At 70.5% G+C, this 23,913-nt stretch carries 22 protein-coding genes; 12 read left to right on the forward strand and 10 right to left on the reverse strand.

The window, feature by feature from the left end; genetic code table 11:
- Window positions 1-37 precede the first annotated feature (37 nt).
- The 4 genes from RWE79_RS37210 (at window position 38) to RWE79_RS37225 (ending at window position 5,027) form a co-directional block, all read left to right on the forward strand.
- Entirely contained in the window at window positions 38-1,210 is a 1,173-nt protein-coding gene (locus tag RWE79_RS37210; protein WP_475944890.1) for a thiolase family protein, read from the forward strand.
- A gap of 212 nt (window positions 1,211-1,422) precedes the next feature.
- Window positions 1,423-1,734, forward strand: a complete 312-nt coding sequence (locus RWE79_RS37215) for a hypothetical protein (protein ID WP_475944892.1) — start codon at window positions 1,423-1,425, stop codon at window positions 1,732-1,734.
- An 18-nt stretch (window positions 1,735-1,752) separates the two neighbouring features.
- Window positions 1,753-3,267, forward strand: a complete 1,515-nt coding sequence (locus RWE79_RS37220; protein ID WP_475944894.1) for an ANL family adenylate-forming protein — start codon at window positions 1,753-1,755, stop codon at window positions 3,265-3,267.
- 242 nt (window positions 3,268-3,509) lie between these two features.
- Window positions 3,510-5,027 (forward strand): class I adenylate-forming enzyme family protein, encoded by a 1,518-nt coding sequence (locus RWE79_RS37225; RefSeq protein ID WP_475944896.1) that lies wholly within the window; start codon window positions 3,510-3,512, stop codon window positions 5,025-5,027.
- A gap of 118 nt (window positions 5,028-5,145) precedes the next feature.
- On the opposite strand, the gene RWE79_RS37230 is transcribed toward RWE79_RS37225, so the two are convergent.
- Window positions 5,146-5,499, reverse strand: coding sequence for a ferrous iron transport protein A (locus tag RWE79_RS37230; RefSeq protein WP_475944897.1), 354 nt, complete (start codon window positions 5,497-5,499; stop codon window positions 5,146-5,148).
- Between the two features lie 52 nt (window positions 5,500-5,551).
- A complete protein-coding gene (locus RWE79_RS37235; RefSeq protein ID WP_475944899.1) occupies window positions 5,552-6,322 on the reverse strand; it encodes an SDR family NAD(P)-dependent oxidoreductase in 771 nt (256 codons plus the stop codon).
- 319 nt (window positions 6,323-6,641) lie between these two features.
- Between RWE79_RS37235 and RWE79_RS37240 the strand changes: the two genes are divergently transcribed.
- The 4 genes from RWE79_RS37240 (at window position 6,642) to RWE79_RS37255 (ending at window position 10,919) form a co-directional block, all read left to right on the forward strand.
- Window positions 6,642-7,406 (forward strand): crotonase/enoyl-CoA hydratase family protein, encoded by a 765-nt coding sequence (locus RWE79_RS37240; protein ID WP_475944901.1) that lies wholly within the window; start codon window positions 6,642-6,644, stop codon window positions 7,404-7,406.
- 216 nt (window positions 7,407-7,622) lie between these two features.
- On the forward strand, window positions 7,623-8,846 hold the full coding sequence (locus RWE79_RS37245) for a CaiB/BaiF CoA transferase family protein (protein ID WP_475944903.1): 1,224 nt from the start codon (window positions 7,623-7,625) through the stop codon (window positions 8,844-8,846).
- On the forward strand, window positions 8,843-9,988 hold the full coding sequence (locus tag RWE79_RS37250; protein ID WP_475944905.1) for a thiolase family protein: 1,146 nt from the start codon (window positions 8,843-8,845) through the stop codon (window positions 9,986-9,988). The genes RWE79_RS37245 and RWE79_RS37250 overlap by 4 nt, the downstream gene beginning before the upstream one ends.
- 73 nt (window positions 9,989-10,061) lie before the next feature.
- Window positions 10,062-10,919: a mycofactocin-coupled SDR family oxidoreductase gene (locus RWE79_RS37255; protein ID WP_475944907.1), complete on the forward strand. Its 858-nt coding sequence runs from the start codon at window positions 10,062-10,064 to the stop codon at window positions 10,917-10,919.
- A gap of 94 nt (window positions 10,920-11,013) precedes the next feature.
- On the opposite strand, the gene RWE79_RS37260 is transcribed toward RWE79_RS37255, so the two are convergent.
- The 7 genes from RWE79_RS37260 to RWE79_RS37290 all read right to left on the reverse strand — a co-directional run bounded on the left by RWE79_RS37260 (window position 11,014) and on the right by RWE79_RS37290 (window position 17,564).
- Window positions 11,014-11,583: a flavin reductase family protein gene (locus RWE79_RS37260; RefSeq protein ID WP_475944909.1), complete on the reverse strand. Its 570-nt coding sequence runs from the start codon at window positions 11,581-11,583 to the stop codon at window positions 11,014-11,016.
- A 49-nt stretch (window positions 11,584-11,632) separates the two neighbouring features.
- Window positions 11,633-12,814 carry an acyl-CoA dehydrogenase family protein gene (locus RWE79_RS37265; protein WP_475944911.1) on the reverse strand — a complete coding sequence of 394 codons (1,182 nt, stop codon included), beginning with the start codon at window positions 12,812-12,814 and terminating at the stop codon, window positions 11,633-11,635.
- 86 nt (window positions 12,815-12,900) lie between these two features.
- Window positions 12,901-13,773 carry an alpha/beta fold hydrolase gene (locus tag RWE79_RS37270; protein ID WP_475944913.1) on the reverse strand — a complete coding sequence of 291 codons (873 nt, stop codon included), beginning with the start codon at window positions 13,771-13,773 and terminating at the stop codon, window positions 12,901-12,903.
- A gap of 124 nt (window positions 13,774-13,897) precedes the next feature.
- The gene (dmpG, locus tag RWE79_RS37275; protein WP_475944915.1) at window positions 13,898-14,911 is read right to left on the reverse strand and encodes a 4-hydroxy-2-oxovalerate aldolase; all 1,014 of its coding nucleotides are present in this window, start codon (window positions 14,909-14,911) and stop codon (window positions 13,898-13,900) included.
- Window positions 14,908-15,849, reverse strand: a complete 942-nt coding sequence (locus RWE79_RS37280) for an acetaldehyde dehydrogenase (acetylating) (protein WP_475944917.1) — start codon at window positions 15,847-15,849, stop codon at window positions 14,908-14,910. The genes dmpG and RWE79_RS37280 overlap by 4 nt, the downstream gene beginning before the upstream one ends.
- On the reverse strand, window positions 15,846-16,646 hold the full coding sequence (locus RWE79_RS37285; protein ID WP_475944919.1) for a 2-keto-4-pentenoate hydratase: 801 nt from the start codon (window positions 16,644-16,646) through the stop codon (window positions 15,846-15,848). The genes RWE79_RS37280 and RWE79_RS37285 overlap by 4 nt, the downstream gene beginning before the upstream one ends.
- A gap of 105 nt (window positions 16,647-16,751) precedes the next feature.
- Window positions 16,752-17,564, reverse strand: a complete 813-nt coding sequence (locus tag RWE79_RS37290) for an IclR family transcriptional regulator (protein WP_475944921.1) — start codon at window positions 17,562-17,564, stop codon at window positions 16,752-16,754.
- 476 nt (window positions 17,565-18,040) lie between these two features.
- Here RWE79_RS37290 and RWE79_RS37295 point away from each other — a divergent pair, with 476 nt between their 5' ends.
- Both RWE79_RS37295 and RWE79_RS37300 read left to right on the forward strand, forming a co-directional pair.
- Window positions 18,041-19,645: an FAD-dependent oxidoreductase gene (locus RWE79_RS37295; RefSeq protein ID WP_475944923.1), complete on the forward strand. Its 1,605-nt coding sequence runs from the start codon at window positions 18,041-18,043 to the stop codon at window positions 19,643-19,645.
- A 130-nt stretch (window positions 19,646-19,775) separates the two neighbouring features.
- On the forward strand, window positions 19,776-20,513 hold the full coding sequence (locus RWE79_RS37300) for a hypothetical protein (protein ID WP_475944925.1): 738 nt from the start codon (window positions 19,776-19,778) through the stop codon (window positions 20,511-20,513).
- A gap of 27 nt (window positions 20,514-20,540) precedes the next feature.
- Here RWE79_RS37300 and RWE79_RS37305 read toward each other — a convergent pair whose 3' ends face one another.
- Window positions 20,541-22,205 (reverse strand): thiolase C-terminal domain-containing protein, encoded by a 1,665-nt coding sequence (locus RWE79_RS37305; RefSeq protein ID WP_475944927.1) that lies wholly within the window; start codon window positions 22,203-22,205, stop codon window positions 20,541-20,543.
- A 340-nt stretch (window positions 22,206-22,545) separates the two neighbouring features.
- Between RWE79_RS37305 and RWE79_RS37310 the strand changes: the two genes are divergently transcribed.
- Both RWE79_RS37310 and RWE79_RS37315 read left to right on the forward strand, forming a co-directional pair.
- Window positions 22,546-23,691 carry an amidohydrolase family protein gene (locus tag RWE79_RS37310; RefSeq protein ID WP_475944929.1) on the forward strand — a complete coding sequence of 382 codons (1,146 nt, stop codon included), beginning with the start codon at window positions 22,546-22,548 and terminating at the stop codon, window positions 23,689-23,691.
- Window positions 23,688-23,897: a hypothetical protein gene (locus tag RWE79_RS37315; protein ID WP_475944931.1), complete on the forward strand. Its 210-nt coding sequence runs from the start codon at window positions 23,688-23,690 to the stop codon at window positions 23,895-23,897. Before RWE79_RS37310 ends, RWE79_RS37315 begins: the two co-directional genes overlap by 4 nt.
- The last annotated feature ends 16 nt before the right edge of the window (window positions 23,898-23,913 follow it).

Here is a 23,913-nt window from a genome sequence, read left to right on the forward strand (position 1 = left end):
CTTCCTGCCAGGATCGGATTAGAGTATAACGAATTGCATGACCGACGCTGTTCTGCTGTCAGCCTGTCGTACCGCCATCGGGACTGCTCGCAAGGGCGCACTACGCGAGGTGAGCGCGTTCGACCTGGCCACTGTCGTCGTCCGGGAGGCCGCCCGGCGGTCCGGACTCCCGGGGGAGCGTTTCGATGACGTCGTGCTCGGCGAGTCGATGGCCGGCGGCGGTGACATCGCCCGCTACGCGGCGCTCGGGGCGGGGCTGACGCACGTCCCCGGGCTGGCGCAGAACCGGCACTGTGCGTCCGGGCTGGCCAGCGTGGCGACCGCGGCGGCGAGCGTGCGGGCCGGGATGGACCGCGCGGTGATCGCCGGCGGGACCCAGTCGACGTCCACCGCGCCGGTGTCGCGGTGGCGGATACCGGGCACCGACGACTGGCAGGACCCCTGGAACTCGCCGTCGCACGTGTCGTCCCCGGGAGCGCCGCACAACGACATGTCGGTCCTCGTCGGGTGGAACACCGCCCGGCTGGCGTCCGTCTCCCGTGCGGAGATGGACGCCTGGGCACTGCGCTCGCACGAGCGCGCGATCCGTGCCATCGACGAGGGACGGTTCATCGACGAGATCGTGCCGGTCAAGGTCGTCGACCGGGACGGGACGGTGTCGGTGTTCGAGGTCGACGAGCACCCACGGCGCGGCACCGGCATCGAGAAGCTGGCCGCGTTGAAGGCGCTGCACCCCGAGATCGAGGGCTTCTCCATCACCGCGGGGAACTCCAGCGGGGTGAACGACGGCGCGGCCGCGGTCGTCGTCGCCGACGCCGGGCTCGCGGCCGAACACGGCCTCACCCCGCTGGCGACGATCCGTTCGTGGGCCAGTGTCGGCGTCGACCCGGTGGAGACCGGCCTCGCTCCGATCGCCGCCATCCGCAAGGCCCTCGGCCGGGCCGGGATCGGCGTCGCCGACGTCGACCTGTTCGAGGTCAACGAGGCCTTCGCCGCGGTCGCCGTGGCCACCACCCGCGCCCTGGGGCTCGACCCGGAGCGGGTCAACCCGTTCGGCAGCGGCTGCAGCCTCGGGCACCCGATCGCGGCGACCGGGGCGCGGATGATCACCACGCTCGTTCACGAACTGCGCAGACGCGGGGGCGGGACGGCGGTCGCGGCGATGTGCGCCGGTGGCGGCATGGGTTCGGCACTGGTCCTGACGGCGTGACGCTGTAAATTCCGGATACTTTTCTCGATCGGGGAGACGGCCTGCTGTGTCCGTCCCGTCCCTGTGGCGCCTTGGGTCCCCAACGTGCCTGAAGTGGCTCACTGCTGCGATGACGAGCACCCTCACGGGTAGGCGATGTGTGTGCGGAAGTACTGCACTAATGAGCTATGTAGGATACTCTTTTACGATCCAGATCGGCGGAGGGTGATGCGATGACACCGGGCGTGGGAACGATGCTCGCCAGCACGGTCGACGGGACGACGGTGATCGTCGTCCGCTGGCCGGCGGACGACCTGGAGCTCTCCTGTGGCGGGGCGCCGATGGTCGATCCGCGAGGACCGGAGGCCGGCGCGAGCGGCACCGCCGATCCGGCTCTGATGGGCGGTACGCGCCTGGGCAAACGCTATGCCGACGACGAGTTCGGCGTGGAGTTGCTCTGCGCGAAAGAAGGGCAGGGAACGCTCGCGGTGAACGGCGTTCCGCTGCGGATGAAGGAAGCCAAGCCGTTGCCGGCATCCGACTGAGCGAGGGGCGAGCTGCCGATGAACGTCGCGATGTTGCTGGACATGGCCGCCGAGGGGTTCGGCGACCGGGTCGTGGTCGGGCGCACGGAGGACGGACTGACAGCCGCGAGGCTGCGAGAGCTGTCGTTCGGCGGGGCGGTGGCGGTGCGGGCGGCAGGGGCCGACTCGATCGTCTATCTGGCGGTCAACGGTCCGGCCTTTCCGGTCGCGCTCTTCGCCGCGGCCCGGGCCGCGGTGCGGCTGGTGCCGGTGAACTACCGCCTCGGCGCGGAACAGCTCGACGCGCTGCTGGCCAATCACCCCCGCGCCCTGGTCATAGCGGATCCTGAGCAGGCCGAGGCGGCGGCCCGCGCCGGGTTGCCGGTACGGAGCCCGGCCGAGTGGCTGGAGACGGCTGCGGGCAGCGATCTCGCCGGTGCCCGGGAGGAGTTGGCGGAGCCGGACTCCCCGGCGGTGTTGATCTACACCAGTGGGACGACGTCGGCGCCGAAGGGGGTGGTCCTCAGCCACCGCAATCTGGTCTCCTACGTCCTCGGATCGGTCGAGTTCGCGGCCGCGGGCGCCGACGAGGCGGCGTTGGTGAGCGTGCCGCCGTACCACATCGCTGCGGTGTCGAACGTGCTGACGAGCCTCTACGCGGGGCGCAGGGTCGTCACCCTTCAGCAGTTCACCCCGGAAGGGTGGCTGGACCTGGTGCGGGAGCAGCGGCTCACCAACGCCATGGTGGTGCCGACGATGCTCGCCCGGATCATGGACGCCGAAGGGCTGGACCGGTCGGTGCCCTCGCTGCGCGCCATCGCCTACGGCGGGGCCAGGACGCCCGTGCGGGTGATCGAGACCGCGTTGCGCGAATGGCCGCACGTCGACTTCGTCAACGCCTACGGTCTCACCGAGACCTCCTCGACGATCTCGGTGCTGGGCCCGCAGGAGCACAGGCGGGCCGTCGCGAGCGACGATCCCGCCGTGCGGGCGCGGCTCGGATCCGCCGGCCGCCCGGTGCCTTCGATCGAGCTGGAGATCCGTGACGGGGCCGGTGCGGCCGTGGCGGCAGGGGAGCCCGGACAGGTCTGGGTGCGTGGTGAACAGGTCGCCGGCGAGTACGCGGGTCAGGGTTCCACGGTCGACGAGCGGGGCTTCTTCCACACCCGCGATCAGGGCCGCCTCGACGCGGACGGCTATCTCTACATCGAGGGCCGCGCCGACGACACGATCATCCGCGGCGCGGAGAACATCGCACCCGCCGAGATCGAGGACGTCCTGCTGCGGCACCCGGACGTTCTCGACGCCGTCGTCGTCGGGGTGCCGGACGAGGAGTGGGGCCAGCGGATCGAGGCCGTGGTCGTGTCCCGCGGCGGGGTGGAGATAGACACCGAGGCGCTCCGGGCAACGATCCGTGCCACCCTGCGCCGGTCGAGGACACCGGACCGCATCGCCTGCTGGCCCGAACTGCCGCGGACCCCGACCGGCAAGCTCGTGCGTCGCGACATCGTGACGGCGCTGGCCGCCGGGTGCCGGCCGGCCGCAGGAGCCTGAGCGGCGGCTGACGAACCGCTCCTCCCGGCTGCATCAGATGGGCCGACGGGCCCGCGCGACAGCCGGCCGAACCACCGTACGGCTGTCGCGCCCGGGGGTACCGCCAGGAGGTGCCGCGCACGGAAGGCCGTCGGGGTTGCCCGTACAGCAAAGACCCGGCCCGCGTGGCCGCACGTTCGCGGCACGGCGGTACCGGGTCCGCAATCCGTCCCCGCCCGTGGGACCGACCGAAGGACGAGGCCGTGCCGAACCCTGACGACCGACCGCTCCCGGCCCGGCTGCGCCGGGTGCTCTCCGCCGTGCCGGAGGCGACAGCGCTGACCTTCGAGGACCGCAGCTATCCGTGGGCGTTCCTGCGTCGCGGCGTCGAGGACCTCGAACGGCTGCTCGCCGAGGCAGGTGTCCCCGAGGCGCACCGTATAGGGATCGTGCTGCGCAACCGGCCGGGTCACCTGGCCGTGCTTGTCGCGGTGATCGCCACCGGTCGCCAGGTGGTGACACTGAGCCCGTTCCACGGAGACACGGCGCTGGCCGAGGACATCGCGACCCTCTCCCCTCAGGTCGTGGTGGCCGGCGCCGAGGACTGGGCCAGGCCGGGAATGGCCGAGGCGGCCGGACGGATCGCGGCCCTCCCGCTCGAAACGGGTGAGGACGACCGACCGTTGACGGCCCGGTCCGCCGAGTGGACGGTCGCGCCGTGCGCCGCCGAGCGCGGCGATGTGGCGGTCCTCATGCAGACCAGCGGGACGACCGGACGACCGAAGCGGGTCGAGTTGACCTACCGCAAGCTCACCGCCGCTTTCGAGGCGTCGGGCACCCCGGTCACCTCGACGGAGGTGCGGCTGCGCACGCACCCGTCCATCCTGTGGACGTCCCTGGTCCACATCGGTGGGCTGTACTTCGCCCTCGCGAACGTCGCAGCCGGGTTGCAGACCGCCCTGTTGGAGCGGTTCGACGTGCAGCAGTGGGCCGCCCTCGTGCGCCGGACCCGACCGAGGCGCGTCCGGCTGGCGCCGACCGCCATGCGGATGGTGCTGCAGTCGGACGTGCCGGACGACATGTTCGACGGGGTCGACCTCGTGTCGTCCGGTACCGCGCCGCTGGCCCCCGAGGACGCCGAGAAGTTCACCGCACGGTTCGGGGTGCCGGTGCTGTCGGTCTACGGAGCGACCGAGTTCGCCGGGGCGATCGCAGGCTGGGACCTCGTCCTCCACCGGGAGTGGTGGACGGCGAAGCGGGCGAGCGTGGGGCGGGCCTTTCGCAGCATCACTTTGCGCGTCGTCGACCGTGCGACGGGTGAGCCGGTGCCCTCCGGCACCGTAGGACTGCTTGAGGCGAAGGGCGCCCAACTCCCGGGCGACGACTGGGTCCGCACCACCGACCTGGCGAGTCTCGACGACGACGGGTTCCTCTACATCCACGGGCGAGCCGACGACGCCATCAACCGCGGCGGCTTCAAGATCGTCCCGAGCGTGATCGAGGACGCCCTGCGTGCCCACCCGGCGGTGCGTGACGCGTCGGCGGTCGGGATCCCGGACGAGCGGCTGGGCGAGGTGCCGGTCGCCGCCGTGACGATCCGCGAAGGGGCCGGCCGCCCGGACCCTGCCGAACTGCGGCGATGGCTGGCCGAGCGGCTGGCCCGCTACCATCTGCCCACCGAGATCAAGGTCGTCGACGAACTGCCGCGCACCCCGTCGATGAAGGTCAGCCGCCCGGACGTCCGGGCCATGTTCGGTCCGGCCAGGCGCTCGCCGATCTGAGATCCCAGGCCTGTCCGAGCGGGGGTGTGCGCCCGGGCGGACAGGCAGTCGGAGCGTTCGGCGAACGGCTGAGGCCGCCGTCATCCGGGCCCGGAGCCTGGACGGTCCAACGTTCGGCCTACGCCTCGACACCCGGCTCGAACCGCGGGTACCGGTCCCGGATCAGAGCCTTGCGACAGGGACCGTCCCCGCTGCTGTCGAACTGCGGCTCGTCGAAACGGACCCAGTACTCCAGCTCCCCGGGACGTGCTTGAGCATGCCGGACAGGCGTAGGAGCACCGAGATCATCGATCGTGCCGAGGAACTCGCGCTGCCACGGCCCGTCCCACACGGCATCACGCAGAACTCGTACCCGGCTTCCTGGCGCCGGCGCGCTCGCCGGCCACTCCTGCTCCAACGGACGGCCAAGGATGTGTTCGAGGGCCACGCGGTCCGGCGCGCTTCCCGGGTCGGGGCCGGAGGCCGACGTCATACCCGCATCCTCCCGCCAGACCGCTCAGAGCTCCACAGGTTGAAGCTCAAGCTCAGCGCGGGGCCATGCGGATGGCCCCGTCGAGCCGGACGGTCTGGCCGTTGAGGTAGGGGTTCTCCAGCATCTCCACGGCCAGGCGGGCGAAGTCGTCCGCGCCGCCGAGTCGCTTGGGGTGGGGCACGCAGGCGGCCAGGCCCTCGCGGATGTCGGTGCGCAGCCGCCCGAGCATGGGGGTGTCCATGACGCCGGGGGCGATGGTGTTCACGCGGATCTGCCAGCTGGCCAGGTCCCGGGCGGCGACCAGCGTCATGCCGTGCACACCGGCCTTGGACGCGCTGTAGGAGGTCTGCCCGATCTGGCCGTCGAACGCCGCGACGGACGCGGTGAGGACCATCGCCCCGCGGTCGCCGTCGTCGAGGGTGTCGTTGCCGGCGATACGGGAGGCCGCCAGGCGCAGCACGTTGTACGTGCCGATCAGGTTGACCCGTACGACCTCCGCGAATGTCGCGAGGTCCCCGGGCGTGCGGTCCTTGCCGAGGATCCGGGTACGGTCGCCGCCGCGGCCGGCGCAGTGCACGACGAAGCGCAGCGGACCGCGCTGCTGCGCGGTGTCCAGGGCGGATTCGAGCGCGGCCTCGTCGGTGACGTCCGCGCGGACGAACCGGGCGGCGGCGCCCAGTTCGGCGACGGCCGTGACTCCCTGGTCCTCGGAGATGTCCGCCAGGACGACGTGGCCGCCCTGGTCGATGATGCGGCGCGCGGTGGCCAGGCCGAGCCCGGAGGCGCCGCCGGTGATCAGCGCGCAGGAACCGTCGATGTGCATACCTGTCCTCCACAGACCGGGAAACCTGCTGATGCCGCCGTGGATGCGGCTCATCCGGGTGTCGGCGTACCGCGCGGCCATCGGCGGAGACCGGAACCGTATCGCACCACACAGAGCTGGTGACAGATTGAGTATACGTATTGTTTGTCACCGCCCGCTGTGACTCTTGCGCGCGGAACAGGAAGCGCCGTACCGTCCCTGGTGGTTGGGGTGGGGACATATGTCATGTCCTTCCCGCGTCGGCACAACAAGGGCACTGATTCGGTCACTTTGGTTTCATGCGTGGGCCGGTGACGGTGACCCGCACGAAGGAGGGGACGTGTCGGACGAGGTGCTCGTCGAGCGTCGCGGCGCCATCCAGATCATCACGATCAATCGCCCCGAGGCGAAGAACGCGCTCACCGCCGCGGTGGCCGAGGAGGTGGCCGCGGCGGTCGACGACCTGGACAACTCGGACGAGATGCGGGCCGGGGTGCTCACCGGGGCCGGGGGAACCTTCTCCGCCGGCATGGACCTGAAGGCGTTCCTGCGCGGGGAGAGCCCGTCGATCGAGGGCCGGGGACTGTGCGGGATCACCCTGACCCCACCGCGCAAGCCGCTGATCGCCGCGGTCGAGGGCTGGGCGCTCGCGGGGGGATTCGAACTCCTGCTGGCCTGCGATCTGGTCGTCGCGGCGCGCACGGCCAGGCTGGGAGTGCCGGAGGTCAGGCGGGCGCTGGTCGCACGTGCCGGGGCGGCCCTGCTGCTGCCGCGACGGGTCCCGTTCGCCGTAGCGCTCGAACTGCTGCTGACCGGTGAGCCGGTCAGTGCCGAGCGGGCAGCCGAGATCGGCCTGGTCAACCGAGTCACCGACGAGGGCGGCGCCCTCGACGGCGCACTTCGGCTGGCCGCGACGATCGCGGCGAACGGCCCGCTCGCGGTGGAGGCGACCCGGAGGATCGCACGTGCGAGCGCCGACTGGACGCTGGAACAGGGCTGGGCGCGGCAGGCCGCGATAGCGGCGCCGGTGTTCGCGTCCGAGGACGCCCGCGAGGGCGCCACCGCGTTCAAGGAGAAGCGGCCCCCCGTCTGGAAGGGACGTTGACACATGCGGTGCGCCAAGCTGAGCATTCCGAGTACTCTTTCCGCCGCGACAGAGGCAGGAACGGGCGCGACGTCTACTGAACCACGCGCCGCAGTATGTAAAAGAGTGACATGTATTGCGGTTGTCGGTGCTGACGTGAGGTTCCTGATCCGCTAGATTCGACCGGGTCGACGACGAACACCCCTGCGCCCGCCTCGGACGACCAGGAGACTGATGATGGCTACAGGACCGCTGGACGGTTGCCGCGTGGTCGAACTCGGTGGCATCGGCCCGGGTCCGTTCGCCGGGATGTTCCTCGCCGACCTCGGGGCCGAAGTGGTCCGTGTGGATCGGCCGGAGCGTATCGACGAGGTGGGCGCCGGCGGACCTGCGGACGTCCTCAACCGGGGGAAGCGGTCAGCGGTGATCGACCTGAAACACCCGGCCGGTTCCGCGGCTCTCCTCCAGTTGGCGGGGCGCGCCGACGTCCTGATCGAAGGGTTCCGTCCCGGTGTGACGGAACGGCTCGGCATCGGGCCGCACGAGTGCCTGGCCCGCAATCCCCGGCTGGTGTACGGCCGGATGACCGGATGGGGCCAGGACGGACCGCTGGCAGCCGCAGCCGGACACGACATCAACTACATCGCCCTCACCGGGGCTCTGGGTGCGATCGGAACCGCGGGCGGACCGCCGCAGATCCCGCTCAATCTCGTCGGCGACTTCGGGGGCGGCGGCTGCTACCTCGTGATCGGCGTGCTGGCGGCGCTGCACTGCGCCCAGCGGACCGGCCGGGGCCAGGTCGTCGACGCGGCCATCGTCGACGGCACCGCCCACCTGCTCGCGAGTACCTTCGCCAAGCTCGCGCGCGGCGCGTGGACCGACGAGCGGGGAGTCAACCTGCTGGACGGCGGACGGCCGTTCTACGCCGTCTACGAGACCAAGGACGCCCGGCACATGGCGGTCGGTGCGCTGGAGGCGAAGTTCTACCGGCGACTGGTCGACCTCCTCGATCTCGATGTCGACCCCGACCGGCAGCACGACCGGTCCACCTGGCCGGCGCTGCGGCTGCGCCTGGAGCGGCGGTTCGCGGAGCGCACACAGCAGGAGTGGACGGCGCTGGTCGAGGGGTCCGACGCCTGCGTCGCACCCGTCGTCGCACTCACCGAGGCGGCTGCCCATCCGCACCTGGCCGCCCGCGGGAGCGTGGTGGCCCGCGACGGCGTCGTTCAGCCGGCCGCGGCGCCACGGTTCTCGGCGACACCGTCGAACGCCGGGGCCCCGGCCCCGGCGGTCGGTGCCGACACCCGTGCCGTGCTGGGTGACTGGGGGGTCGGCGACATCGACGAACTGGTCGACAGCGGCGCCGCCGTGCAGGCCGGGACGGGCCGGCGGGACGGCCATCACCAGTCCGGGCTGCCACGGGGCGGACCCGGGGGACCGAGCGAGAGGATCCGTTCATGAGGGACGCCGTCATCGTCGACGCCGTGCGGGTACCGATCGGCAAGCGCAACGGCTCGCTGTCCGGGGTGCACGCGGCCGACCTGTCGGCACAGGTGCTCACCGCGCTCGTGAACCGTACCGGAGTGGATCCCGGCACCGTGGACGACGTGGTGTGGGGCTGCGTGACGCAGATCGGGGACCAGTCGAGCAACATCGGCCGGTTCGCCGTGCTCGCCGCCGGATGGCCCGAGCACGTTCCCGGGGTGACGATCAACAGGGCGTGCGGATCGAGCCAGCAGGCGGTGGACTTCGCCGCGCACGCGGTCATGGCGGGACAGTACGACCTCGTGGTCGCCGGTGGTGTGGAGACGATGAGCCGGGTCCCGCTCGGGGCGGCGCGGGCCACGGGTCTTCCCTACGGCCCCGCCGTCCTGGCCCGCTACGACGGGGCCGAGCTGAACCAGGGCATCGGCGCCGAGCTGATCGCCGAGCGGTGGGGCCTCAGCCGGCAGCAGCTCGACGACTTCGCCGCCGGCTCGCACGCCAAGGCGGCCGCGGCGATCGACGAGGGCGTCTTCGACGACCACCTCGTCCCGGTCGAGGCCGACGGCACGAAACTCACCGTGGACGAGGGGCTGCGCCGTGGCACCTCGGCCGAGACGCTGGCCGCTCTCAAGCCGTCGTTCAAGGCCGATGGCGTGATCCACGCCGGCAACGCGTCCCAGATCTCCGACGGCGCGGCTGCACTGCTCATCACGACCCCTGAGCGGGCCCGTGAGCTGGCACTCACCCCGATCGCGCGCTACCACACCGGAGCGGTGAGCGGCGCCGACCCGGTCATGATGCTCACCGGCCCGATCCCCGCGACGCAGAAGGCTCTGCGCCGGGCCGGGCTGTCCATCGGCGACATCGGGGTGTTCGAGGTCAACGAGGCTTTCGCACCGGTCCCGTTGGCATGGGCGGCGGAGACCGGGGCCGATCCCGAGCGGCTCAACCCGCTGGGCGGGGCGATCGCCGTCGGGCACCCGCTCGGCGCCTCCGGAGCCATCCTGATGACACGGTTGCTGGCCCAGATGCGGCGCAGGAACCTGCGGTACGGGCTGCAGACCATGTGCGAGGGCGGTGGCACGGCGAACGCCACCATCATCGAGCTGCTGCGTTGAATCCGCGCGTGCGGCTCCCCGGACATGCCCCGCACCGCGGGCCGTGGCCGGATCAATCAGAGAGGAGACCCTGATGGGCCGAGTACAGGACAAGGTCGTCTTCATCACCGGAGCCGCCCGGGGACAGGGGCGCGCGCACGCGGTCCGGCTCGCCGAGGAGGGCGCGGACATCATCGCTGTCGACCTCTGCGCGCAGATCGGCACTGTCGACTACCCGCTGGCCGGCCGTGGTGACCTGGACGAGACGGTGCGCCAGGTCGAGAAGCTCGGTCGCCGGATCGTGGCGGTGACGGCGGACGTCCGTGACCCTGCCGCGCTCAAGGCGGCGGTCGACGAAGGGGTGGCGGAGCTGGGCAGACTCGACGCTGTGGTGGCACAGGCCGGGATCTGTCCCATCGGCCGCGCCGAGGCGCAGGCCTTCATCGACGCGGTCACCGTCGACTTCAACGGCGTGGTGAACACCGTCGAGGCGGCACTGCCGCACCTCCCCGACGGAGGCTCGGTCGTGGCGACCGGTTCGACGGCGGCCCTGATGCCGCCCTCCAACAACGGCAGGCCGGACTCCGGGAAGCTCGGCTACTCGTTCGCCAAGCGCTCGGTGGCATCGTTCATGAACGACCTGGCCATCGCGCTCGCCCCGCGGAGGATCCGGGCCAACGCGGTGCACCCGACGAACACCAACACCGACATGCTCAACAGCGAGCCGATGTACCGGGAGTTCCGCCCCGACCTGGAGAACCCCACGCGCGAGGACGCTCTGCCGGCGTTCCATGTGATGACCGCGATGGGGCTGCCGTACGTCGAGCCGCGCGACATCGCCGACGCGGTGCTGTTCCTCGTGTCCGACGAGTCCCGGTACATCACCGGAACGCAGCTGCGCGTCGATGCCGGCGCCATCGTCAGCCGGCGCCCTCAGCAGCCGCAGTTCTGACCGGAGCCGACACAAGGCCGGTGGCCGAGCCCGTCCGGGCCCGGCCACCGGCCTTCCGGTGTGTGCCGTTGTCCGTGCGACCGTGCCGCTGTCGCTACCAGCCGACGAGACGGTCCAGCACGAGCGAGGTGTTGGAGAAGTAGTCGCCGTACGCGCCCCGGAAGAACAGCAGTGGGGTCTTCGCCGACTCGACGCGAAGATCGCGGACCCGTCCGACGGCCAGGAAGTGGTCACCGATCTCGACGACGTTCTCGATGGTGCAGTCGACCCAGGCGACGACCCCGTCCAGAACGGGATTCCCCATCGGGGACGACGCCCAGGTCACACCGTCGAACCGGTCGGCCCCTCTGGCGGCCATCCTGCGGCAGAGGTGCTCCTGGTCGGCCGCTAGCGCGTTGGCGCAGTAGCGGCCGGCCGCGCGGATCTTCGGGAAGGTGCTCGACGAGCGGTCCGCCAGGAACGACACCAGGGGCGGATCGAGGGATACGGAGGTGAAGGATCCGACGACCATCCCCTCCGGCCGGTCGTCCGGTCCCCGCGCGGTGATCGCCACGACGCTCGTCGGGAAGTGGCCGAACACGTCGCGGAAGTACCGTCCGTCGATCACCCCCTGCGGGGCCCGGCCCGCCCCGGGCGACAGGGGAACGCTCCCGCCCGGGGCCACCGTCCGAGTGCACCCCGCGCCTGTCCTCTCACCGTTCTCGGCGGCCATGTCAGATCAGGATGCGCATCGGTGCCGGCAGATCCAGACCCATCTGGGCCAGGGCGCTTCCGTGGTACGTGGAGCCAGGTACGTGGATCATGTGCTGCAGCCCCACGTGCGCGTCCCGCCAGAACCGCTGCAGCGGGTTGTCGCGCCGGATCACGTTCCCGCCCGACCGTGCGAAGATCTCGTCGAGGGCCGACACCGCCCGCCACGCACAGCGGACCTGATTGCGCCGAACGGTCGCCCGGTCCTCCAGGGTCACCGGCTTTCCCGCGTCGACGAGGTCGTAGAGCCGGCTGATGCCGTCGATCAGCTGCACCCGGGACGCCGCGATCTCCGCGGCCGCCTCCCCGGTCGCGTAGAGGGCGTACGGATCGTCACGCACCTGGACCCCCGTCACGGCGACCCGGTCGCGCTGGAGGTTCACATGGGCTGCCAGCGCGCCCTCGCAGATCCCGATGACGGCCGCGGTGATCCCGAGCGGGAACATCGCGCTGAAGGGCAGCCTGTACAGGGTCTCGGTGGCGCCGTTGCGTTCGGCGGCCTCCCCCGCCTGGACGTCCTCCTGATTGATCGTCCGGTACTCGGGGACGAACGCGCCCTCGACCACGACGTCCTTGCTTCCGGTGCCGGAGAGGCCGACGACGTCCCACGAGTCGTCGATGATCTGGTAGTCCGACCGGGGGAGGATCACATGCAGCACGGTCGGTGGCATCAGCGGCTTGCCCTTGCCGTCCCCGACCAGCGCTCCGAGGAAGTCCCACTCGCAGTGGTCCGCTCCCGAGGAGAACGGCCAACGCCCGTTGAGGATGTACCCGCCCTCCACCGGCTCGGCGATCCCGTTCGGCATGTACGGCGACGCGATCCAGGTGTCCGGGCTCTCGTTCCAGATGTCCTGCGCCAGCCGCGGGTCCATCTGCGCGGCCTCCCACGGGTGCACTCCGACGACGCCGGCCACCCAGCCCGCCGCGCCGTCGTGACTGGCCACGGCCATCACGGCTTCCGCGAAGTCCCGGGGATGAGCGGCGTAGCCGCCGAACTTCACCGGTTGCAGCAGCCTGAGCACGCCCGCGGAACGGAGCAGGCCGACGGTCTCGTCGCTCAGCTTGCCGAGCTTCTCGTTCCCGTCGGCGAGTGCCGCCAGCCGGGGCCCCAACTCCTCGATACGGTCGACCACTTCATGCGTCATGCCGCGTACCTCCTACTTCCCGCTTCTGTGTGGAAAACGTCCGCCACCGTCCGGCGGCGCGAGCCCCCGCGGGGCCGTCCATCGGCCTACAGGGCATCCGGGGCAGGTGCCTTGCGGGTGAGGAACTCGATCACGACACGTTCGAAGTCGTACTTCCGCTCGATCTGCACCCAGTGCCCGCAGCGGGCGAAGGTGTGCAGTTCGACCTCGGGGAGCCATCGGTTCGCGAAGTGCGCCTGGTCGTAAGGGAGCATGCGGTCGTCGCGGCCCCACAGCATGAGGGTCGGGGTCGTGACGGTTGACGCGCGCGTCCACAGGGGCGTGTAGTCGCCACGCCTGCGAGGGTCGAACATCGAACCGAAGATCGCCTTGGTCCGATCGAGGACGCCCTCGGCCGTGGCGTTCCGCAGGCGCTCGTCGATGAGCTCGTCCGTGATCCTCCGGGGGTCGAAGACCATTGTCCTGACCCAGGCGATCATGCGCTCACGGGTGGGGTCGTCGAGGAACTCGAAGAGTCGCAGGAAGCCCTCGCTCGGCTCGGCCGCCGTGCCGACGGACAGCCCGCCGGAGCCCATGAGGGCCATCCTGCGTACCCGTTCCGGGTGCATCGCCGCCAGTTCGGCGGCGACCGCGCCCCCCATGGAGTTGCCGACGAACACGGCCGAGTCGATACCGAGCCGGTCCATGAAGCGCGCGATCCACCGTGCCGCGACGACTGGGTAGACCCCGTCGAGCTCCGGCAGGTCGCTCGCACCGAAACCCGGCAGGTCGGGCATGATCGTCCGGAACCGCTCCGCGAACACGGGCAGGTTGTACCGGAAGTTCGACCAGGCGGTGACACCGGGCCCCGACCCGTGCAGCATGATCAGCGGTTCGCCCTCACCCGCCTCGTGGTACGCGAACGTGAGCCCGTCGACGTCCTTGGTCACCTGCGTCAACGCGTGGTCGGTACTCGTCATTGTCGTGCCCCTCTCTTGCCGCGTCGCGCGGCTCCGGGGAACCCGGTCCCTGAACCGGAACCCCCGGCCGCGACGCTCCGGCGCATCGGTCGTGTCGGGACGGTCGCACCCGGGCGCCGCGGGCTCACGGCGTCCGCCCTCGCAGGGTCAGCGCGATGTCGGTGAGCATGTCCTCCTGCCCGCCGACGAGCTTGCGCCGGCCTGCCTCGACGAGGATGTCCCGGGTGTCGACCTTGTAGAGCTGCGCCGCGTTCTCGGCATGGCGCAGGAAGCTGCCGTAGACACCGGCGTAGCCGATCGTGAGAGTCTCCCGGTCGACCCGCACCGGGCGGTCCTGCAGCGGCCGTGCGAGGTCGTCCGCCGCGTCCTGGAGGGCGAAGAGATCGCACCCGGTCTCCCATCCCCGCAGGTTCGCGACGGCGACGAACGGCTCGATCGGCGCGTTCCCCGCGGCCGCGCCCTGCCCGGCGAGCGACGCGTCGACCCGTAGCGCGCCCTCCTCGACCGCGGCGATCGAGTTGGCCACGGCGAGCGAGAGGTTCTCGTGGGCGTGGATGCCGATCTGCGTGCCGGGGGCGAGGACGTCCCGGTAGGCCCGGACCCGGGCCCTGACGTCCTCGGTGGTCAACCGCCCGGCGGAGTCGGTGATGTAGACGCAGTGTGCCCCGTAGGACTCCATGAGCAGGGCCTGCGCGGCCAGTTCGGAAGGCTCGCTCATATGACTCATCATGAGGAACCCCGAGACGTCCATCCCGAGATCGCGGGCCTCGGCGATGTGCTGCGCCGCGACGTCCGCCTCGGTGCAGTGCGTGGCGATCCGCACGGAGCGTACGCCGATCTCGAAGGCCCGGCGCAGTTCGGCGACCGTGCCGACCCCCGGCAGCAGGAGCGTGGTGATGATCGCGCGCGGCGCGTTGGCGACGGCGGTCTCGATCCACTCCCAGTCGGTGTGGCTCCCGGGCCCGTAGTTGAGGCTCGATCCCGCCAGGCCGTCGCCGTGGCTGACCTCGATGGCCGCGACCCCGGCGGCGTCGAGGGCGGCGACGATCCTGCCGACCTGCTCGGGGGCGATCCGATGCCGGATGGCGTGCATCCCGTCCCGGAGCGTGACGTCCTGGACATAGAGCTTCGTGGTCATGCCATCACCGGCTTCGACCGCTCGGCGATCCGCTCCGCGACGCGCATCGCGGCGGAGGTCATGATGTCGAGGTTCCCGGCGTAGGCGGGCAGGTAGTGCGCCGCCCCTTCGACCTCCAGGAACACCGACACCTTGGTGTCGACCGGGCCGGCCCCGTCCGGCAGGAGGGTCGCGACCTCACCCGGGTCGACCGGGGTGAACTGCACTTCCTGGACCAGACGGTAGCCGGGTACGTAGGCCGCGACCTCGCGGACCATGCGTTCGACGGATGCGCGCACCTCGTCGTGGTCGGCTCCGCCGGTCAGGCAGAAGACCGTGTCGCGCATGATGAGCGGTGGCTCTGCGGGGTTGAGGATGATGATCGCCTTGCCCCGCCGGGCGCCCCCGACCGCTTCTATGGCATGTGCCGTGGTCTCGGTGAACTCGTCGATGTTCGCCCGGGTGCCGGGACCGGCGGAACGCGAGGCCACCGAGGCGACGATCTCGGCGTACGGCACGTCGGTCACGCGTGAGACCGCCGCGACGATCGGGATGGTGGCCTGTCCGCCGCAGGTGACCATGTTGATGTTCGGCGCGTCCAGGTGCTCTTCGAGGTTCACCGGTGGGATCACATACGGCCCGAGCGCAGCCGGAGTCAGGTCCACGAGCCGCCGTCCACTGGGTTCGAGGACACGTGCGTTCGCCACGTGGGCGGCCGCGCTGGTGGCGTCGAGGACGATGCGCACGTCCGCGAACCCCGGCATCCGGATCAGTCCCGCCGCGCCGTCCGACGTCGTAGCCACGCCCATCCGCGCCGCCCGGGCCAGGCCGTCGGAGGCGGGGTCGATGCCCGCCATCGCGAGTACCTCAAGGTTCTTCGAGGCCCGTTTGATCTTGATCAGCAGATCGGTCCCGATGTTGCCGGAGCCGATGATCGCGACTCCCACGCGATCCGTCATGTCTCTTCCTTTCCCGAGAAGCGCGCGGTGACCGTGCCGAGTGGCTCGATGGCCACCTCGAAGACATCGCCCGGCCGCACCGTGACCATGGGGCCGAGTGCCCCGGACAGCACCAGGTCCCCTGCTCGCAGCGGCGAACCGAACTCGATCGCCGTGGCCGCGAGCCAGGTCAGTGCGTTGAGCGGGTCGCCGAGGCAGGCGCGCCCGGTGCCGGCCGACACGACCTCGCCGCCTCGTCGCATCGTCATGGACACCTCTGCCGGTTCGACCGCGTCCAGCGGCCGTCCGGCGTCGCCGATCACGAACACGCCGGAGGAGGCGTTGTCGGCGACCGTGTCGGTGATGCCGATCCGCCAGTCCGCGATTCGGCTGTCCACGACCTCCAGGGCCGGATAGGCCAGTTCCACCGCGGCCCGCACCCGGGCCGGGTCGGCGGCGTCCTCGAGGTCACGGCCGAGCAGGAAGGCGACCTCCGCCTCGGCCTTCGGCTGCAGCAGTGCCTGGTACGGGATCAGTTCCCCGTCCTCGTACCGCATGTCGTCGAAGAGCACACCGAAGTCGGGGCGGTCGACGCCGACCTGCGACTGCACCGCCGCCGAGGTCAGCCCGATCTTCCGCCCGATCAGGCGGGCACCGTCGGCCAGCCGGCGTTCGGTCACGGTCCGCTGCACCTCGTAGGCCAGGCCGATGTCGCTGGGGCCGATGAGGTCCACGACGGGCCGGCAGGCCCTGCCCGAACTGCTGGCCCGTTCCAGGCGCTCGGCTGCGGCGAGCACGGCGTCCGCCCGCACCGTCACGGGCGCCTCCGGGCAGGTTCGTCGGTGGCCGCCTCCGCCGAGCGGGCGGCCCCGGCGCTTACGTACCTCACGGATCCCTCGTCTTTGTCCATCACCCGTCCATGGTCATGTCTCCGACGCCACGGCGGACGTCATGCGTCCGGTGACCGGGACAGAATGCGGGGCGGGAAGGTGGCGGGACATCGCGGTGAGGCGCCGTGAGATCTCCGCGGCGGTCCACATGACGCGGTACTTGAGGTCGTCGACGCGAATGCGTTCCCGGGGTCCGCACACGGAGATCGCCGCGACGGCACTGTCGAATTCGAGGATCGGCGCGGCGACGCACGCGACAGCTGGCACCACTTCACCACTCTCAGTTGAGTATCCGCAGTTCCGAATCCTGACCATCGCCGCCTCCAGGGCGTCGGCGGTGCCGATACTCGCCCCCGTCCGCCGGCACAGACCACCTTCGAGATACCGGTCGACCACCGCCCTGGGCGAGTAGGCCAGGAGCACCTTGCCCACTCCCGTGCAGTGCGCGGGCAGGCGGCCACCCACCCGTGACGGCAGGGTGGTCGCGAAGGTGCCGCCGACCTTCTCCAGGTAGACGACGTCCCCCTGGTCCAGCAGCGCGAGGTGCACGACATGCCCGGTGGCCGCGCGAAGCTCCTGCATGTAGGGCCGCGCGACCTCGCTGATCCGGCTCTGGTGCACGACGAGGCTGCCGATTTCGAACATCCGGAGGCCGAGTGTGTACTCGTTGTCGTGACGCTGGAGCCATCGGGCGGTGACCAGCTGCTGCAGGATCCGGTGGACGGACGAGCGGGGAAGGCCACTGCGCGAACTGACCTGTCCCAGAGTCAGCATTCCCCCGGACCGCTCGAAAGCGCCGAGGATCAGGACGACCCGATCGACCATGCTTGAGGGAGCATCCGACATGTGCGACCTCCTTGTGCGCCGATGTCAGTGTGGGTGATTCACCGCGTGCCGCCAACCCGTCGGCACGATCCACTTAGGGTCGCGCTCAATGAGATAAGTATCCTGAAAAGAGCATTGACACCCTCGCGGATGGCAGCCACCATCCATCCAGGTACGCGAGCCGTCGGGTACCCGCACGGCCAGTGACGGACGTGCCCCCGATGCCGGCAACCATCAGTCCCGCCTCGTCATCCCGGCCGACTCGAACCTGCCCGTGCACGGGTCCGCATCGTGCTTCCCGGGTTCCGCGACACGGAACCATCACGCCGGGACAAGGGCACGCGGTTCACCACCCACGACCATCGTGGCCGAGGCGTGCCGCCGGCACCGCGACGCACGTCGGTCCCGGCGGTACGCCACCGTTGCCGACATCTCCCAGGCGTCGCGTCACGGCGTTCGCCTCCATCGAAAACGTAAGAGCACAGGAGGAGGCAGTGATGACTGCTGATGAGGAAACCTACGACGTCGTCGTTGTCGGATCGGGCGGAGGAGGCCTGATCGGGGCCTACGCCGCGGCGTCGCGCGGCCTTCGCACGCTCGTCATCGAGAAGACCGCACTGGTGGGAGGCACGACCGCCTACTCCGGCGCGGGTCTGTGGTTCCCCGGCTCACCGCCCATCACTCGGGCCGGAGTCGAGGACGGTATCGAGAACGCCAGGACGTATCTGCGGAACGTCGTAGCCGACAGCTCCCGTGAGCGGCTCCAGGACGCCTATCTGCGGGCCGGCGCGCAACTGATCGCCGAACTCGAACAGAACCTGTGGTTCCAGTCGTTCGTCCACGGTCCCGTGCCGGACTACTACCCGTCGGTTCCCGGAGCCTCGCCCGGCGGACGGACCATCTTCCCCCCGGAGATCCCCGCCGCCGAGCTCGGAGAGCACGCCCGTCTTGTCCGCGAGCCCATCCCCACCGAGCGGTGGGGCGCAGACCAGGGCCCGGTGCTCAACGGCGGCCGCGCACTGATCGGCAGGGCCCTGGCGGCGTTCCTGGAGAGCGGGCACGGTTCGCTCCGCCTCAACACCGCGCTGGAAAGCCTCGTCGTCGAGGACGGCAGGGTCGTCGGCGTGGAGGCGCTGAGCGACGGCGAACGGGTGACCATCCGCGCGGGCCGCGGCGTGCTCCTCGCGGCCGGCGGGTTCGAGCGCAACCGCGAACTCCGCGCGAAGTACCAGCCGATCCCACTCACCGGAGAGTGGTCGAACGGCGCCCCCGGCAACACCGGCGACGCGCTCCAGGCGGGGATCGCGATCGGCGCCGCCACCGAACTGCTCGACGAGGCCTGGTACGTACCCGGCCTCGTCCAGCCGGACGGCCTCCCCGTCTTCCACACCGGCACGCGAGGCGGGATCTGGGTCAACGCGGCGGGCAGACGCTTCGTCAACGAGACCCGCCCGTACGACCAGGCCGGGCACGAGATCGCTCGCCTGCACACCACCACGGGCGTCTCGCACATCCCCACCCACTGGCTGTTCGACCAGCGGCAGCTCGACCGGGACAGCTTCGGCGGGCCCCCCGACCAGCCGCTCCGCCCCGAATGGCTCGAATCGGGCGCGCTGAAGAAGGCCGACAGCCTCCAGGAACTGGCCGAACTCATCGGCGTCCCCTTCGACGCGCTCAACACGACCGTCGAGGAGTTCAACGGCTACGCGCACACCGGGGTCGACGAGGCGTTCCACCGCGGTGAGTCCGCCTGGGACCAGATGTTCCACCACGTGGTGGGATTCCCCGCCGCGCCCGAGCAGAACTACCCCGCGCCGCCCACGCCCGACTGGCCGAACCCGCTCCTGCTGCCGCTGGACACCCCGCCCTTCTACGCCGCGACCGTCGTCCTGTCCGACATCGGCACCAAGGGCGGCCTGAAGACCGACGAGCGTGCCCGGGTGCTGCGACCGGACGGCCGGCCCATCGAAGGGCTCTACGCCGCCGGAAACACCGCGGCCGCCATGTCGGGGCGCGTCTACCCGGGCGCCGGAACCCCGATCGGTTCGAGCCTCGCCTTCAGCTACCTCGCGGTGCTCGACATCGCCGGCACCACGCACTGACCCCACCCAGCCCGGTTCGCACCGGCCGGCACGCCGCGGTGCCGGGCGAACGGACGACGCGCGCACGGATCGACGGACACAGCGGTGAGCCGGGCAACGGCGACGACACGACAGATCAAAGGAGATCCCCGTGGACGAAAAACTGAAGTTCAGGCTCTACCGGTGGTCGGTATGGTGCGGAGTGGTGGTCGTGATCGCCAACACGATCGCGTTCTCCTTCGTGGGCAGACTCTCTCCGCCCCCTTCTCCGACGGACAATGCCACGCAGGTCGCGACATTCCTGACCGACCATCGGACAGGCATCCTCTGGGCCGTGGTGATCATGGGGATCTGCGCCCCGTTCTTCTACGCGTTCGCCGTTGTCACCAGCCTGCAGATGCGCCGCATCGAGGGCGGCTGGGGCCTGCTGTCGATGGTGCAGCTGACGACGGCCGTCGTCGCGCCCACCGGATGGGTCTACCCGTTGGCGGTGCTCGCCACGGCCGTGTACCGACCGGACCGGGACCCCCAGCTCATGCTGCTCCTGAGCGACCAGTTCTGGCTGACGTACGTGGGCGTCGCCGTCATCTTCGTGGTGAACGTCGCGTCGATCGGCGTCTCGGCACTTGTCGATCGCCGGCCCGAGCCGGTGTTCCCGCGATGGTTCGGCTGGTTGAACCTCGTCCTGGCGATCACCTTCTTCCCCGGGGTCTTCGTCTACCTCGACACCGACGGCCCGTTCGCCTGGAACGGCCTGTTCGCGATGTGGATTCCGTCCGTCTCCTTCGTCATCTGGAAGGTCGCCATGATCTACGTCCTGCTGCGGGCGGTGAAATCGGAGGAGCGTGAGGCCCAGGAAGGCCGGGCCGCGATTCCCGCGATGGCCTGATGTCCTCGGCCTTACGGGGGGAGGCGGTCAGCGGGTGCTCCTCAGCAGCATGGCTCCGGACGGCACACCGCCGCCCGAGGTGACGACCGCCACCCTCGCGCCCCCGACCTGACGCCCGTGGGCCTCCCCGCGGAGCTGCAGCACGGCTTCGCGGACGAACCCGTATCCGTGCAGCCGGCCCGCGGAGAGTTGCCCTCCGTGCGGGTTGAGCGGGAGTGCGCCGTCGAGGGCGATCGTCCTGCCGCCCGCGATGAAGTCGGTCGCCTCGCCCGGCCCGCAGAAGCCGAGCCCCTCGATCCAGGACAGTGCGTTGAACGTGAACCCGTCGTAGAGCAGGGCGACGTCGACATCGGCGCAGGTGAGCCCGGTTCGGGTCCACAGGTGGGAAGAGGGACTGTGCGACTGCGGCAGGTGGGTGAGGGTGTCCTGGTCCCAGCTGAGGCGTTCGAGGACCGCCGTGCCGACGGCCTCGACCAGTACGGGTGGCCTGGGGCGGTCGACGGCGGTCTCGATGGCCGAGACGACGACAGCCACGGCGCCGTCGCACGGCACGTCGCAGTCGTAGAGCCCGAACGGTGTGGTGATCATGCGGGCGTTGGCGTAGTCGTCGAACGTCATCGGGTCACGGTGGAGTGCCTCGGGGTTCCGCGCCGCGCCGGCCCTGGCGGTCACGGCGATGGCGCCGAGGGCCTCCCTGCCCACGCCGTAGCGGTGCATGTAGTGCGAGGCGTTGCACGCGATCCACTGCGCGGCCGATACGGCGCCGAACGGGGCGCGCCACTCCAGCGTCCCCCCGGCGCGGCCGCCGGCGGGCTTCCACTGACCGGACCGGACCAACGCGGCGTGGGACGACTCCCAGACGGTGCGGAAACACAGCACGTGCCGGCACAGCCCGGAGGCGACCGCGAGCATGGCGGCGGTGATCGAGCCGATCTGCCCGGGAACCTCGCTTCCACCATTGACCCAGGTGGGACGCAGTTGCAGGGCCTCGGACAGTGCGGTGATCCCGCCCTCGCTCATACCGGTCGGGGACACCGCCGGGTACGTGGAGAGCCCGTCGATCTCGTCCAGGTCGAGCCCCGCGTCCTCCACCGCGGCGAGGCACGCGTCGACGGTCAGCGAGACCGGGTCGACCATGAGCCGCCTGCCCACCCGCGACTGCCCGACACCCGTCAGCGCGACCTTGTCCTCGTACTTCCGGGAGGACGCCATGGGCCGCAGTGAGGTGCGGACCTCGCGGACGGCCGGCAGCGGGCCGGGGCCCTCGGCCGCCTCCGTCTCGTGGTCGGGCTCGAACAGAGGGATGTACAGGTCGTCGTGCTGCTCGAAGCGCACCCGGACCCGCATGCCGATGTGCACCTCGTCGGGCTCGCACCCGACGATGTTGGTTGTCAGGCGGGCACGGTCGTCCTCGGCGAGGGTGACCACGGCCACGACATAGGGCGGCGGGAACGAGGGCAGCCACGCCTGGTGGTTGACGCTGAACCCGACGACCACGGCCTTCCCCGAGGTGGGAGCCGGCGACACCGCGCGGCTGCGGCAGGAGGGGCACGCCGGCATCGGCGGATGGAAGTACCGCTCGCAGTCGCCGCAACAGGACATCCTGAGCACACCGTCGGCACCCGACCGCCAGAACTCGGCGCTCGCCAACGTCGGTTGTGGCAGGGGTCGAACGGGGGTGGGTAGGACCATGCCACGTTCCTTCGACGAGGATTCAGGATACGGAATAACCTAGTCGTATCTTCTTCGCGCTGTGAAGAGCGAGCCGGGTGCCCTGTCCGAACGGGGTGCGTCGAGCTTCGACAACAGCGTGGTGGGCCCGTGTTCCCGCGGCGATCCTCGGCGCTGGGCGTCATGGTGCCGATCGGGTGGCCGCAGAGGCCGCCCTGTTGTGCGGTCCGGAATCAGGTATACACAATTCATTAAGCCGGAGGTAGGGTCGATGTGCCTGTGCACAGCGTGTGTTCGAGTCGGGCAGCGCGTTCCCCGGTGGATGCCGGGGACGCCGCGATCATGACGAGGGAGCGCGACGATGCCATTGCAGTCATGGATGAAACTACTGTCGACCGATGACCATCTGATCGAGCCCCCGCGATTGTGGTCGGACCGGTTGCCCGCGAAGTACCAGGAGGCAGGCCCGCGGATCGTGCAGCAGTCACGGGGGGAGGGCGTCGCCCCGGCGGAGGTGTGGTCCTACGAGGACCGGATCTATCCGTACATCGGACTCAACGCGGTGGCCGGCAAACAGCCCGAGGAGTTCGGCCTCGAACCGACGCGCTACGACGAGATGATCCCGGGTTGCTACGACCCGAAGGCACGGTTGCGGGACATGGACCTGGACGGGGTGTGGGGGGCGCTGTGCTTCCCGTCGTTCCCGCGCTTCGCCGGCACGGTCTTCCTGGCGGGACAGGACCGCGAACTCGCCCTGTTGTGCGTGCGGGCGTGGAACGACTTCGTGCTCGACGAGTGGTGTGCGACGGCGCCGGACCGGCTGATCCCGCTGATCATTCTGCCGCTCTGGGACGTGCCGGCCTGTGTGGCGGAGATCCACCGGACCGCGGGCAGGGGCGCGAAGGCGATCTCGTTCCCTGAGAACCCGGTGCCGCTGGGGTTGCCATCGTTCCACACCGATCACTGGGACCCGGTGTTCTCGGCGGCGGAGGACACCGGCATGCCGCTGTGCCTGCACTTCGGCACCTCGGGGGCGGCGCCCAAAACCGCGCCGGAGGCACCGTTCGCGGTGACCATCGCCCTGTTCGGCACCAACTCCATGTTCGCCACCGCCGACCTGCTGTTCTCCCCGGTGTTCCACCGGCACCCCAAGCTCAAGGTGGGGTTGTCCGAGGGCGGGATCGGCTGGATGCCGTACTTGCTGGAGCGGATCGACGGTACCTGGGAGCGGCACCGGTTCTACCAGAACGTCAACCAGGAAGTGCGGCCCTCGGAGCTGTTCTACAAGCACATGCACGGCTGCTTCATCGACGACCGGTTCGGGGTGAAGAACCGGCACGACATCGGCGTCGACCGCATCACCTGGGAGTGCGACTACCCGCACTCCGACTCGTACTGGCCGAAGAGCCGTGCCTATGCGGCGGAGGTCCTCGCCGATGTGCCCGACGACGAGGTGCACAAGATGGTGGAGCTGAACGCCCGGCGACTCTACAACTTCCCGGCATGAGCAGGCGTCCGGAATCCGAGCGGTCCGACTGGACCGAACTGGACCTGCTGACCCGGGACGAGGCGGCCGGCAGGCTCCGGGCGGAGATCGCCGAGACCGAGGTGCACCTGGCCGGACTCGGCGACTCCGACCGGGCCGAGCGCGAACTCGCCCGGTCGAGGCTGCGCGCCCTGCGCGAGGCCGCCGAGGAGCTGGCCCCTTCCTGATGGCCGGCGACGCGAC

Source organism: Streptomyces sp. RLA131 (assembly GCF_056270125.1).

Coding starts and splice junctions, on each gene's coding strand:
- RWE79_RS37210 (WP_475944890.1), top strand. CDS start 38: ATGACCGACGCTGTTCTGCTGTCAGCCTGTCGTACCGCCATCGGGACT.
- RWE79_RS37215 (WP_475944892.1), top strand. CDS start 1,423: ATGACACCGGGCGTGGGAACGATGCTCGCCAGCACGGTCGACGGGACG.
- RWE79_RS37220 (WP_475944894.1), top strand. CDS start 1,753: ATGAACGTCGCGATGTTGCTGGACATGGCCGCCGAGGGGTTCGGCGAC.
- RWE79_RS37230 (WP_475944897.1), bottom strand. CDS start 5,499: ATGACGTCGGCCTCCGGCCCCGACCCGGGAAGCGCGCCGGACCGCGTG.
- RWE79_RS37235 (WP_475944899.1), bottom strand. CDS start 6,322: ATGCACATCGACGGTTCCTGCGCGCTGATCACCGGCGGCGCCTCCGGG.
- RWE79_RS37245 (WP_475944903.1), top strand. CDS start 7,623: ATGGCTACAGGACCGCTGGACGGTTGCCGCGTGGTCGAACTCGGTGGC.
- RWE79_RS37250 (WP_475944905.1), top strand. CDS start 8,843: ATGAGGGACGCCGTCATCGTCGACGCCGTGCGGGTACCGATCGGCAAG.
- RWE79_RS37255 (WP_475944907.1), top strand. CDS start 10,062: ATGGGCCGAGTACAGGACAAGGTCGTCTTCATCACCGGAGCCGCCCGG.
- RWE79_RS37265 (WP_475944911.1), bottom strand. CDS start 12,814: ATGACGCATGAAGTGGTCGACCGTATCGAGGAGTTGGGGCCCCGGCTG.
- RWE79_RS37270 (WP_475944913.1), bottom strand. CDS start 13,773: ATGACGAGTACCGACCACGCGTTGACGCAGGTGACCAAGGACGTCGAC.
- dmpG (WP_475944915.1), bottom strand. CDS start 14,911: ATGACCACGAAGCTCTATGTCCAGGACGTCACGCTCCGGGACGGGATG.
- RWE79_RS37280 (WP_475944917.1), bottom strand. CDS start 15,849: ATGACGGATCGCGTGGGAGTCGCGATCATCGGCTCCGGCAACATCGGG.
- RWE79_RS37290 (WP_475944921.1), bottom strand. CDS start 17,564: ATGTCGGATGCTCCCTCAAGCATGGTCGATCGGGTCGTCCTGATCCTC.
- RWE79_RS37295 (WP_475944923.1), top strand. CDS start 18,041: ATGACTGCTGATGAGGAAACCTACGACGTCGTCGTTGTCGGATCGGGC.
- RWE79_RS37305 (WP_475944927.1), bottom strand. CDS start 22,205: ATGGTCCTACCCACCCCCGTTCGACCCCTGCCACAACCGACGTTGGCG.
- RWE79_RS37310 (WP_475944929.1), top strand. CDS start 22,546: ATGCCATTGCAGTCATGGATGAAACTACTGTCGACCGATGACCATCTG.
- RWE79_RS37315 (WP_475944931.1), top strand. CDS start 23,688: ATGAGCAGGCGTCCGGAATCCGAGCGGTCCGACTGGACCGAACTGGAC.